Annotated in this window: 11 protein-coding genes and 1 pseudogene; 6 read left to right on the forward strand and 6 right to left on the reverse strand. The window is 33.2% G+C overall.

What is annotated here, in order from left to right; all coding sequences use genetic code 11:
• Nucleotides 1–320 (forward strand): tyrosine-type recombinase/integrase (locus tag ACYVRH_RS11970; RefSeq protein ID WP_461257146.1); only part of this gene is annotated, 320 nt, incomplete at its 5' end.
• A gap of 135 nt (nt 321–455) precedes the next feature.
• Nucleotides 456–653 carry a hypothetical protein gene (locus ACYVRH_RS11975; protein ID WP_461250757.1) on the forward strand — a complete coding sequence of 66 codons (198 nt, stop codon included), beginning with the start codon at nt 456–458 and terminating at the stop codon, nt 651–653.
• A gap of 148 nt (nt 654–801) precedes the next feature.
• On the opposite strand, the gene ACYVRH_RS11980 is transcribed toward ACYVRH_RS11975, so the two are convergent.
• On the reverse strand, nt 802–1,509 hold the full coding sequence (locus ACYVRH_RS11980) for a hypothetical protein (protein ID WP_461250758.1): 708 nt from the start codon (nt 1,507–1,509) through the stop codon (nt 802–804).
• A 204-nt stretch (nt 1,510–1,713) separates the two neighbouring features.
• Between ACYVRH_RS11980 and ACYVRH_RS11985 the strand changes: the two genes are divergently transcribed.
• The 4 genes from ACYVRH_RS11985 (at nt 1,714) to ACYVRH_RS12000 (ending at nt 4,475) form a co-directional block, all read left to right on the forward strand.
• Nucleotides 1,714–1,818: a helix-turn-helix domain-containing protein gene (locus tag ACYVRH_RS11985; protein ID WP_461250759.1), complete on the forward strand. Its 105-nt coding sequence runs from the start codon at nt 1,714–1,716 to the stop codon at nt 1,816–1,818.
• A gap of 141 nt (nt 1,819–1,959) precedes the next feature.
• On the forward strand, nt 1,960–2,169 hold the full coding sequence (locus ACYVRH_RS11990; RefSeq protein ID WP_461250760.1) for a hypothetical protein: 210 nt from the start codon (nt 1,960–1,962) through the stop codon (nt 2,167–2,169).
• A gap of 226 nt (nt 2,170–2,395) precedes the next feature.
• Nucleotides 2,396–2,638 (forward strand): helix-turn-helix transcriptional regulator, encoded by a 243-nt coding sequence (locus tag ACYVRH_RS11995; protein ID WP_461250761.1) that lies wholly within the window; start codon nt 2,396–2,398, stop codon nt 2,636–2,638.
• Between the two features lie 91 nt (nt 2,639–2,729).
• Nucleotides 2,730–4,475, forward strand: a complete 1,746-nt coding sequence (locus tag ACYVRH_RS12000) for a DUF262 domain-containing protein (protein WP_461250762.1) — start codon at nt 2,730–2,732, stop codon at nt 4,473–4,475.
• A gap of 79 nt (nt 4,476–4,554) precedes the next feature.
• On the opposite strand, the gene ACYVRH_RS12005 is transcribed toward ACYVRH_RS12000, so the two are convergent.
• The 5 genes and pseudogenes from ACYVRH_RS12005 to ACYVRH_RS12025 all read right to left on the reverse strand — a co-directional run bounded on the left by ACYVRH_RS12005 (nt 4,555) and on the right by ACYVRH_RS12025 (nt 12,101).
• Nucleotides 4,555–5,100 carry a PDDEXK nuclease domain-containing protein gene (locus ACYVRH_RS12005; protein ID WP_461250860.1) on the reverse strand — a complete coding sequence of 182 codons (546 nt, stop codon included), beginning with the start codon at nt 5,098–5,100 and terminating at the stop codon, nt 4,555–4,557.
• A gap of 45 nt (nt 5,101–5,145) precedes the next feature.
• A pseudogene (locus ACYVRH_RS12010) lies at nt 5,146–5,427 on the reverse strand (DUF1016 N-terminal domain-containing protein); the annotation flags it as partial.
• 65 nt (nt 5,428–5,492) lie between these two features.
• A complete protein-coding gene (locus ACYVRH_RS12015; RefSeq protein ID WP_461250763.1) occupies nt 5,493–6,137 on the reverse strand; it encodes a hypothetical protein in 645 nt (214 codons plus the stop codon).
• A 4-nt stretch (nt 6,138–6,141) separates the two neighbouring features.
• Nucleotides 6,142–9,135, reverse strand: a complete 2,994-nt coding sequence (locus tag ACYVRH_RS12020; RefSeq protein ID WP_461257147.1) for an N-6 DNA methylase — start codon at nt 9,133–9,135, stop codon at nt 6,142–6,144.
• Nucleotides 9,132–12,101 carry an Eco57I restriction-modification methylase domain-containing protein gene (locus tag ACYVRH_RS12025; protein WP_461257148.1) on the reverse strand — a complete coding sequence of 990 codons (2,970 nt, stop codon included), beginning with the start codon at nt 12,099–12,101 and terminating at the stop codon, nt 9,132–9,134. Before ACYVRH_RS12025 ends, ACYVRH_RS12020 begins: the two co-directional genes overlap by 4 nt.
• Nucleotides 12,102–12,217: the final 116 nt, after the last annotated feature.

Below are 12,217 nucleotides of genomic sequence, written 5' to 3' on the forward strand. Positions count from 1 at the left end.
AGGCTTTGCAGAATATCGGCATAAGCGAAAAGGAAATAAACGAGAGGGGGCTTAATGTCCATGCGTGGCGGCATTTCTGCAATACGGAAATGTTAAAAGGCGGCTTGTCTGTCAAAAAAGTACAGGCGGTTATAGGGCATAAGACGGAAAAAATGACCGACCGTTATACTCATTTTGACCCTATGGATTTTGGCGAAGTAACAGAGATACAAAAAGCGTTGTTAAAAAAACCTGAAACATCGGGTAAAAAAATACCGCCTTTTACGCTTGTTAAAATGCCGAATGATGAAAAAGCCGAATTGAGTAAACAGGCTTCATAGATTTAAAATTATTCATTTTATGCCCCTGCCGATGATGGCGGGGGCATTTTTTTGCCCAAAACCGTTTTTTTCAAAAACTAAAAGTTGCACGTTTATCCCAATTACTTTTGGTTTTAACTCTGTGAAGGTTTAAGCATGGAAACCTATTGGGATGACGGACAGGGAAAGAAACTTGACACGGACAATAAAATTCATAGCCGCGCCCACCGAATAAATTTAGCGTTTTTCGCAAATCTGCGGCGGGCTTCTTACACGATTACAAGTCGAGTGGCTCTGGTTTTGTCCCGCAACTTTCAAAATCCGCCGCCGTTTGGTTCCCCCCTTCATGGCTAATGACTGATTGTGCAAGCGGTCTAATACCACATGGCAAGAAAAGGGGCTTTCGGACAATGATATCAATCTTAGAAATAAAGAAAATATTGCACATCATGTTCCGATATAATCAGAGTTGCAGTAAAGCGGAGAAGCAATTATTAACCGGTTATGTGACAGTACTTTTTGTTACTACTTTTATCCAATATAAAAAACTTATGAATTTATATAAGAATGAATTATATTCTTTTTTACAAAGGATTTCAAATATCTTCCTATCAATAATACATTTCGGATTTTTACAAAAAATTTCTTCCATTTCACGTTCAATTAACATACTGTTCCAATAGGATCCATTAAAATAGATGTACCTATAATTTAGCAAATCAAAATTTGTAGGATAAAAATAATTGATAAATGTCTTTTTATCATTAATCATATATATTTCTATATAATTATATGGGAAACTATTAGTTTCATTTTCAAAATTTATTTGACGATATGGTACTTCAATTAATTTTTTAGAAACTGGTTTATTGCCAATATCATATAATTCAATAACGTCCTGTTTTACGTCATTTTTCGTATAAACTTTTATTAATAACTTAATGTAATCAATTGTTTTAGAATTTGATTTAACATATATTTTAGGAAGCTGTCCTTTGTCTTCATCATAAATACTTGGTAAATTTAATAAAATAGAAAAACCATGATTTGTCGATACCCACTTGTTTTCAAACGAATGCTTTTTGTAATAATATTTTTGCGACTCAATTAATTTGTTTAAAAATATTTTATTTCTTACGTAAGCATATATTTTTTTTGGAACATCTATTTTTTCCAATAAATATTCTGCTGGTTTTGTAATTTCTAACATATTATTATCCTCCACAAGTAATATTATAACATATTTTACGAAAATTTTGCAAAAGCCCTATTTAATTCTAAATCGGCTAGACTTGTTTTTTTGTATGTGGGTGAGGTATAACGGGTTATGAAAATACGGTTTAAGAATTCTGCCTGAATTCCAGCTTTATTTATGAACCTGCAGACTGTATTTTTTATGTATATAGGAGGACATATGGAAACTTATTGGAAAGTGAGCGAAGTGGCGGCGGCGTTGCAGGTGTCGGTGCAGACCATATACCGCTGGTGGCGAATGAGGGAATACCTTTATATAAATTGAACAAGGCGTTGCGTTATCGGGAAAAAGATTACCAGTATAGATCTTGACGCAACGGACGTGGAACGGAAAACCGCCGAAGAAAACTGGCTTGACAGGCATCCGACTGTTAAGCCTAAAACCTACGGGTAAAGGGAAAAACTGGTGGAACGGATACGTTTTTTAAGGGCGATCCGTCTTGTGGCGGAGGGGGAAAAACACGAATCCGCTCAGAGGAAAACGTGCGTTACAGAAAAAAAGATGAAATTATATGGTAAGGACGGGCAAGGCTGTTTTCCGCCTGATAATTGGAATAATGTTATGGGGGATAAAAAAATAATTGGCGGGGTGTTGGCGCTATCTAGGGCGGCATAACTGCATACGGAGATAAAGAGGCGACTTGAAGCGTTAGGGTTTGAAAATGTTACTGTTACGGACGAGAAAAATAATGCGCTTAATACCGTAATTTGTGGGAGGGATATGATGAATTAAAATGGGGATTGCAGATTGTTCGGGATGAAGGATAGTATGTTTCGCCGAAGGTTCATCGCCTGATTGAACATTGCGAGGAATAGCCAGACACAAAAGCAAAATAACTAAAATGCGGAAGGAATGTCTTGTAATGCTGTGCTGCGGGTGTATTCCTGACCGTATCAGGGAAATATTGAATAAATCCATAAGGACGGTTTACAACCAACTTAACGGTTTATATAACGCTTTTCATGTCAGCAACCGTGGAGAAATGATTGCTCTTGCATGGGAGATGGAACTGGTAACTCCCAAAGATATACATTTTTACAACAGAAAAAAGAATGCTTGCCGCTTCCTGAATGGGCGGTGGTGAAACAAAAATGTGATAGGGTTTATTTTGATTGAGAGGATTTTGGGTCTATCGGCCGGCTTGACAAAAAAGAATAAAAGTCTGAAAATTAGCCATGTCTAAATTAAATGTTGATCATAAGACCATAAAGACTCTGTTCGAGGATAAAAAGTCTGATTTTCTCATACCTGACTATCAAAGACCTTATGCATGGACAGACGAACAATGCCAAACCTTATGGGATGACCTTTTTGCATTTGCAATACCTGATGACGATTACCAAAAATTTGATGACGAAAACGCCGAATATTTTTTAGGCACTATTGTAACTTTCAAAAATAACGAATCTGGTAAGTTGGAAGTGATTGACGGACAACAAAGGCTTACTACTCTGATGTTGCTTCTACGCGCTTTCTATGTAAAACTTTTAAATATGAAGGATGAACCAACAAGAATGACGAGGGAAGCCATTTCACAATGTATTTGGAAAACAGACGCATTTGGTAAAGCAAATCTGGATGTTCTAAAGATAAATTCGGAAGTAGCGACAGATAATGATAAAGATGAATTCCTTAAAATACTAAAATCAGGCGAAGTATATGATGAACAAAAAAGTAACTATGCAAATAACTACCGCTTTTTCAAAAAGAAAATAGATGAATTTGTACTAAAAATGCCAAGTTGTTTTGCGTACTTGCCAAATAGAATACTAAAAAATTGTATCTTTCTGCCTATAGAATCAGAAGAACAAGATACCGCATTACAAATATTTTCAACTCTTAATGATCGAGGTTTACCTCTTTCTGATGCTGATATTTTCAAAGCGCAATTTTATAAATTTTATGGAGACAAAGGAAAAAAAGATATTTTTATTGATGAATGGAAAACGCTTGAGGAAATATGTATAGAAATTTTCCACCCAATTACCGGAACCCCAATGGATGAACTATTTGCCCGATACATGTATTATGTCCGTGCAAAACAAGGAATTAAATCAAGTACAACTGAAGCACTTAGAAAATTCTATGAAAAAGATAAATACAGTTTACTTAAAAAAGAAGAAACATTTGAGAATCTAAAAACACTTGCAAATTTCTGGAAAGATGTTATCGACCAAGACGATGAGCGATTTTCTAATGATGTTTTGAAAAAGCTTTTTGTTTTGAACTACGCTCCAAATGGAATGTGGAATTATTTTGTTTCTGTATATTTTATGCATAATAAAGATAAAGATGGAAAACTTAATGACAAACAATTTTATGATTTTTTAACAATAATTACCGCTTTTATTTGGACATATGCCGTTGTTAATCCTGGGGTAAACGCATTAAGAACTCCGGTATATGCGGAAATGATGAATATTGTTAACGACAAACCAATAAATTTTGACGAATCTAAGTTTGACTTAGACAGTATAAGAATATCTTTTAATAACTATGAATTTAAAAATGGCAGACCAATAACAAAGTCAATGTTGACTTGGTGGGCATTTAGTACCCCTGCTCAAACATTACCAAAGATAGACACCGCTTTTGATATAGAGCATATTTTCTCAAAGAACCGACAGAAAAATGAAAAAACATTAAAAGATGAAAAAAATCTTGAAGTTCTTGGAAACAAGTCATTGCTTGAAAAACGTATCAATATAAGGGCGACCGATTATAGATTTTCTGACAAGGTAAAATATTATAAAGGTGAAATTGTCAGTAAAAGAAAAGCAAAAGAGAAAACGCAAATCATTGAATTGATTAATCTTGCGGAAAACAACACAGATTTTACCGAAAAAGATATTGAAGAACGAAACAAGCAAATTATTGAAGGGTTTTTATCTTTTGTTAAGAAAAACAAACTGATTAAATAATATATTTTTCTATATTTTAGGAAGTCAAGTATAATTTGTCTGTATTTACTCAATTATAAAAAGTAGTTGCAAATTTCAATTAATCGTCATTTACATCTATCACATTAATAATTGCCGCTATTTCATCAGGCGATGGAAGTAAAGAGCGTATGTCTTCTGGTAGGTTGTCATAAAATGAATATGTCGCAACACCAATAGGTTTATTCGCTGTTTTTAATGTATATTCAACTCTTGTACGGTTTTTGCTTTTACAAATGATAATTCCAATAGAAGGGTTTTCTTCCGGTATTTTTTTTGTTTCATCAAGCGCAGTTAGGTAGAATTGCATTTTTCCTGCATATTCCGGTTTAAATTCGCCTATCTTTAAGTCAATCGCAATCATGCATCGCAGTCTTCTGTGATATAAAAGTAAGTCAATATAATAATCATCATCGGCGACATCAAGATGATATTGATTGCCAATAAAACTGAAATCTCCGCCCATTTCGGATAAGAATGAACGAATATTGTTTATAATGCCTGTTTCAAGTTCAGCCTCGCTGTGTTCGATACCCATTTCGATGAAGTCGAAGTTGTATTCATCTTTAACTGCAAGTTTTGCTTGAAGTCTGTACTTTTCTGGCACGGTTTCATCAAAATTTGTTTGATTTGTAAGATATTTTTCAAACGCTTTATTTTCGATGTTGTTAATCAATACATCTTTTGTCCAACCGTAGCGTTTTGTCATTTTTATATAAAATTCACGCTCATTCTTGTCTTTGCATTTTTCGGTTATAACACATATTTTCGACCAGCTTATTTCTGCCACTAATGGTGGCAGAATTGCCATTGGTTTTTCTGGTGATGAGGGCGGCAGATTTGTATTTTGTGAATACTCGATATAAAAACTTTTCATTCTCCAAAGGTTACGGGCTGAAAACCCCTGTATTAGAATGATGATATTCGTCGTAAGGGGGCGTGCTAAAAAGTGTTTATGGAGTAACTCTTACTAGATCTGAGAATATAAGTATAGTTTATTTATATTTTTATCCAATAATGATATAGAGTTATAGTTGTTTTATCTTTTCTTTTATGTACAGAAAAAAAACTGTCACATTTTTTAGTATTGCATTTAACTAAACAATCTTCATTATTCCAAAACTCATTATCTTCATTAATTAATTCTTTTATCCATGTGTTAATTTTCAATAACCAATAATCTGTATTATTTTTATCCTGTATGTAACCAAACATAATAGAATAATGTAAGTTTTTAGCGTGTTTGTTTTCTTTGAAACGTTGTATACCGCCATTACCTTTGAATCCTTTCATCTTGTCAACAATTACATATTCACGTTCATCATCACATTTCTTTCCTCTATCTGGAGTTGGTAATCGTTTAGCTTCTATCCAACAAAATACTTTATGCATACTTCTTAAATAAACACCAATATCTGTTGTATATATCCCTTCCTTATATTGATTCTGAAAAATAAAACCATTATCATTGTCATGAGTTTCTTCGTTTAATAAATATTCAATGTTTTGCGTAATTTTATCTTCTTCAGTTTCTTTTGTTAAAGGCTTATAGTTATATAAGAATTCATCAATGAAAACAAAAAGTGTTTCGTATATTTCTAATTCATTAATAGGTTCCCCTTGTGATGCAATTGGTTTTTCCATCTTTTTATTTCCTGTTTATGGCATCTTCAAGAGTATCATCGAAGTCTCTTAATGCAATTGATTGCAACCAAAACATTAATTTTTTTGGTTTTACAATTCGGATGACATTATTTCCATAAAATTTCATCACCCTACTAAATTTAACAGTATGACTTGGATTCCATGAATATAATAAATCATTTATATTTTTTTTATACAATTCATGGGTAAAATTATTATCCGTTCCAAATGTATATTCACAAGCAAAGAATGAATCTCCTTCTATAAGTTTTGTAAAATAATATTTTTTCTTTTCTTTAGCATATATTTTATTCAATGAGTCGCAATATACCTTAGAAAAAGGTTTAATGTGTTTTTCGATTCCTGCTGTCTTTTTATGAATGCTCGCATTTTTCCCCTTTCCAAATTCTTCAATGTAATAATTTAACACATCATCAATAATAATTTTTTCTGCAATATTTGGTTTGAAAGTTTTATCTATAAAAAGTGGCAAATTTAACAAATCAATTAAATCTGAAGAATATAGAGACCTAACAATACCTGCTCGTGCACTCGTAGCAACAATATAAAAACGCAAAAAATTATTGTTTGTTTTTAGCTGTTTCGCCAAATTGAGCATTTCATTACGACACTTAAACGGACAATGTATACCTAATATTTCATTCCTGAAAGTAAGATAATCATCTCGTAAATCCATTGGAATACATTTTTTGCCAATAGACTTTTTTATCATAAAATGGGGTGGGCTAAAAATTAATGCTGAATTTGCAGGAATGTCCTTAAAATGTGTTTCATTCTGAATTTCGATTTTTTCAATGCCATTATCTTTAAAAAATCTATCTAAAATTGTAAATTTTCCTGAAATAATTTTACTTTTATCTTTATACTTTTTATTTCCAACAATATAGCCTTGCCCGTAGTCCCATCCTTCCCGTCTTTTTTCTTCTAAATAGTCTTTCATTTTTTGAAATTTTTTTAGTCTATTGACAAGATGATATACTTGAGCGCCACCTAATAAATTACATCTCCACGCATAAGGGGTTGATGCCGCAACCGAAGATGGGATTTCATGAAAGTCATAATGACTTAATTCAAAGTAGGCTTTTTCAACAACGGATATTGATTCCCGAATAACAATATGAGTTATTGGAGTATCATTGGCAGGTGAATTATCTATAAAAACAGCCGCAGTTTCTACATTCGATCTGAAGAGTTTCTTTAAAAGTGTAAAATCAATAATTTGTGTAACATTATATTGTTTAAATAGAGCATTACGGAAAATAAAGTTTATATTTTGATTGTTGTCTTCATCACCACTGTATAGAAATGGTCCCGATTTCATAATTAAACATAATTTTCCAGTTTCCTTTTTCAACAAAAGAAATGAAGTTGATAAGAATAGTAATGCTTCTTGATAATTAGGGATTTGTAAATTAATATTTTCGCATTTCTCAAATTTTGACAATTTTTTCTTGTAAATGGCAAAATCTTTTTCCGGTAATTCTTTGAATGGTGGATTCCCTATGACTAAATCAAAATCTTTCTTAAAAAGTTCTTCTGACAGATAATCAAAATAATCTTTTTCAATAATATTGCCATCTTTTTCTAAATCATTGAATAATCCTCGTTTTGTCCATATTTGTCTTGGTTTTAACATTGAACATAATGCTAATTGGAGGCTAAATATAGTTAACTGAACAGAATTAAAATGTGTATCAATACCAAAAATATTGTTTTTTAATATTTGTTTTAGTATTTCAGGTTTAGGGTCAGCTAATTTGCCATTATGTCTGTTTTTTATTCTCCATCGTTGAACTAAGCGTTTAAATGCAATTACCAAAAAAATTCCTGAGCCACAAGCAGGATCAATTAATTTTATATTTTCATTTGTATCTTGAAAATTCAACGGTAAACATTCATCAATTAATAAATTTACTAAAAATGAAGGAGTATAAACCGCTCCATTTTTAGGAGTATCCTTATCTTTTCCTTTTTGATTTTTTTCTCTAGGTAAAAATTCCTCATACAAATTGCTGATGAGTTCAATGGGTATATGTTCAAAAGAATATTCTGTCCATCCAAAAAGATTTCCACTTGAGCCCGCTTCAAAAAAAACTGCTAATTTATTTTGTTTTAATTTTATTATTTCATCATAAACAATTTTATAGGGATTCATTTTATCAGTCATTGAAAATATTCCGCCATTGAAATGTTCTGACAATGATTTCAAAAGATCAGTTAACTTATTATTGCGTAATATTTCTGTTAATGATCTAAAACCAGTTTTTTTATAAAAATAATCTTGAGCAAGATTATTTCCCGTTTCAGAATCTATTCCATTCTCTTCTAAATATTTGATTAAAATACACATTATCAATAAACGGTCAGACAGTTCTGATTGCTTTTTTCCTATCAATCGCTTAAATTCATACCTTACCCCTCTTAAACTGTTAAGTAGCCGTTCAGCAACGCCTGTACTATGTAAAAAATGATTTTTTGCGGCATCGGTTTCCCAAAATGCTCCATTATTAAATAATTGAGCATGATATTTTTTCAAAGCATCATTTTGAATATCTAAATCAATAATGTCTATGGGGCTTGTTATAATTTTGTCTTTAATAATATCAACAGGTTTGCGACTGTCAAAAACTTTAATTTCTCTTTGATTAACGATCATGTAAAGTGGTATCTCACAACCACTCCATACAGCGCGGTGAATCGTATTATAATCTTCCTGTGTTCGATTTCTTAAAATATTATCATATATGTATATTTGAGCCAATGGTGGGCGTCCGTCATCAAAAAAACGAAAATACACGGCATCAACATCAAATTCTTTTGCTTTGTCCAATGCTACAATAATATAAGGAATATAAGGAGATTCGTTTCTAGAAATATATTCATTTTGTCTATCTACAATATAAACAGATGAGTAATCAGGTTTTTCTAACTGAAAGTCAAGAGTACTTAAATTATTAATATAACCATTATTACTCACTCTTTCCCCTCCACCACCTTAATCTCCTCATTAGTCAAATTGTACAGTTGATACACCGCTGTATCTATTGCCTTATCAACACCATCAATTTCTCCCGAAATAATTGTTTTTACTTGTTTGTTAGGCTCGGCGGCTTCTTTTTGCTTGAGATCAAGCATTTTGTCTACAAGAGAGACGAGAGCGTCGTGTTTGGTCTTGTCAGCTTTTACAGAAAGATCGAGAGTTGGAATAGGCAGTTTGCCTACGCCATTTGGAAAATATTCAAAACTACCGCCGCCTGTCTGCTTACCTATTGATCTGTATCTGTATGTTAATAATTTTGAATTGAGCAAAGCCATAATATATTTCAGCGATAATTTTTCATTTGTCCCAAAAACAACGGTCATGTTAGAAAACCCCAAACAACTAAAACCTTCATCATAACAAAAAGCATTTCTAAATGAACGCCGCGAACAATAGAGTTTTGGCAGATCATAATACTCTTTATGCATTGCAAAGGTATAATTCCACCACGGTGCTGATGGCCGTCTCCTTTTATCCGCCCTTCCTTTTAGCATTTTTCTGTTATTATTCAGATGATTCTGTATTGAGACTGGCAGGTCTTGGAAGTTTTCGACATCTTCAAAATAAAGAACGTATTCACCTTCATCGCTTATAAAATACCGGTCAATATTCTTTCCGGTTATTCGTTTTTTGATAAACTTTTTGGGAAATTGCTTGGGGTATTTGTCGAATAAAAAAACATCATCAGCCGCAGTTTCCATTCCTTTGCCAATAAGAAAGAGGTCCTGTAACAGGGAATGAGTGCCATCAATTTTATTTATTAATTCGGCGGTACGGGAATCCACTAATGCAAAAACAGCGTCTTTTTCAAATTTGACTTTGAAATAATGTGCGTTGTTGTTAATATAATCCTGCAATTCCTTAACGCTGTATGTTTTATCTTTCAGCACTGCTGCCTGAATTTCTGTATGCTCACTTTGAAAAATAAAAACACCCGTCGTTATGCTCGCTCCTTCAAAAACTTGAAATTGTTCAAAATTAACGATTTTTGCAAGCCTGCCGTCATCAATGATTTTATTTCGCAATTTCTGAGCCTTATCGGAAAACAAGAACGCATTAGATAAAATAAAACCTATATTTCCTTTTGACAACTGCATTGCCTTAACAAGAAAATAGAAAAGAATATCGCTTTTATCTTGCCAAATATAATCATATTTCTTTTGGATATACCGAGCTATTTCAGAACCAGCTCCCAAAGTTTGTATATTGAAATACGGCGGATTACCAATAACCACATCAAAACCGCCGTTTTTCATAATCTCCGAAAAACCGTTTTTCCCTTCCCAATCAAAACAATTAATTTTAATACGGTCATCATCAGTTAGTTCAAGGGAAGGCTGATCGTAATAGTCTGTCCCAATCAAGCTGTTGCCGGACTTGATGTTGTTTTCAAGATACGGAAGAAGCGTTATATCGGAATACTTAAAAAGTTGCTCTGAGCTTTCCCTGCTTTCATCTTCCAGTAGTTTTAGATATAAGGATAGTTTGGTAACTTCAACCGCCTGATTGTCAATGTCAACGCCGAAGATTGAATTACACAGGATACGCTGTTTTTCGTCTATGGTAAGTTTATAAGTATTATGCCCTGCCTCGAATATTTTTTTATTTTTCAATGAAGTCTTTATGTTCTTCTCCTGCGTGTAGTAATCAAGATGGTAATTCAATAAATACTGATACGCACCAACCAGAAAAGAGCCTGAACCGCAGGCAGGGTCGCAAATCTTAATAGCGACTATTTCTTCCGGCTTTTTATTCTTTATTTTCTCTCCAACAGTATTTTGAACGATGTAATCGACTATGTACTGCGGCGTGTAATATACCCCGCCCGCTTTTTTTACTTCGGGTTTTTCCTCTACTGCCGCAGTATGTATAGTGCCTTTAACTGATTTAAAATGAATCGTGTTGCCCAGAAAACGTTCGTAAATACTTCCCAGAATTTCTATGGGCAATACTGAAAATTCATAGGGACATTCAGGATAATATAAATTAATAATAATATTGGATAATACTTTATCCTCAATAAAAACTTTTTCTAGCCATTCTTCATAAGCGAAAAGACCGGAATTATATTTAATGTTAGCTTTTGTAAAAAGCAAGTTTAATTTTTCGTATATATTTGATGTTTTAGCGACGGTCAGCAGGATATTTTCACCTTCAATGCCTCTGTCTTCGGCAATGCGTAAGAATACAATGCGGTCGATGATTTTTTGTACTGCCGTGTTCAGGTTGTAAAGAGACAGGTCGGGATTGTTTTTAGCAATGCTTTTTGCCAATGTCATACGCCAGCTTTCGATAAGGGCAAGCAGTTCGGTATCTACTTCCGACGTGCCTTTTTTGTTTTTGTTGTCGATGACGTATTTGTCGAAACTGCCTTTGTTAATGGCAAGCTTTGAAAATGTATTGTAAAGAAAATCAAATTTCTGCTCATATTCCTTAAATGTAAAATAATCAATACGGGCTACGCTTGCCTTATCGTTTTTGTCAGGTTTTATCCGAGTATCGTAAATGGCAAATTCTTCAAAATTAGTTAAAATTGAAAGCGGCAGTTTGGCGGTGTAGGCATAACGGCGTACTTGAAAAGCAAATTCGGCGGCTTCTTTGATATTTACCGAAGGTTTTTTTGCTTCAACAAAAAATTTCCTTATTCCGCCTATTCTGAAACTGTAATCGGGGGCTTTTAGAGTGCCTTCTATTTTTACCTTGTCCTCTCGAACAACATCACGGTAGTTTTCGCCAAATGCCTGATTATTTGCCACATCCCAATCGAGCAATGTAAAAAATTTGTCGATAAAGTCGGTTCTGGTGTTGGATTCGTCATATTTTACATTTTTATACTCTGCGATATTTGCCGAAAAATTGGAGACAAGGGATTTAAGCTGTTCAAGGCGGTCGTTTTCGGTCATGGGTTATTATAGCATATATTGATTTACTAAGGCAAGAAATGTAAATTACCTATTCACTTTATAAGTGACACAATTAATGCGCCTCTCTCGTTCTTTACCCCTAGTGGTAGACTTTT

It is taken from the genome of Treponema sp. R80B11-R83G3, from assembly GCF_054786115.1.

What these genes read in the sequence shown, in the direction of transcription:
- ACYVRH_RS11975 (WP_461250757.1), top strand. Translation starts at nt 456, where the DNA reads ATGGAAACCTATTGGGATGACGGACAGGGAAAGAAACTTGACACGGAC.
- ACYVRH_RS11980 (WP_461250758.1), bottom strand. Translation starts at nt 1,509, where the DNA reads ATGTTAGAAATTACAAAACCAGCAGAATATTTATTGGAAAAAATAGAT.
- ACYVRH_RS11985 (WP_461250759.1), top strand. Translation starts at nt 1,714, where the DNA reads ATGGAAACTTATTGGAAAGTGAGCGAAGTGGCGGCGGCGTTGCAGGTG.
- ACYVRH_RS11995 (WP_461250761.1), top strand. Translation starts at nt 2,396, where the DNA reads ATGCGGAAGGAATGTCTTGTAATGCTGTGCTGCGGGTGTATTCCTGAC.
- ACYVRH_RS12000 (WP_461250762.1), top strand. Translation starts at nt 2,730, where the DNA reads ATGTCTAAATTAAATGTTGATCATAAGACCATAAAGACTCTGTTCGAG.
- ACYVRH_RS12015 (WP_461250763.1), bottom strand. Translation starts at nt 6,137, where the DNA reads ATGGAAAAACCAATTGCATCACAAGGGGAACCTATTAATGAATTAGAA.
- ACYVRH_RS12025 (WP_461257148.1), bottom strand. Translation starts at nt 12,101, where the DNA reads ATGACCGAAAACGACCGCCTTGAACAGCTTAAATCCCTTGTCTCCAAT.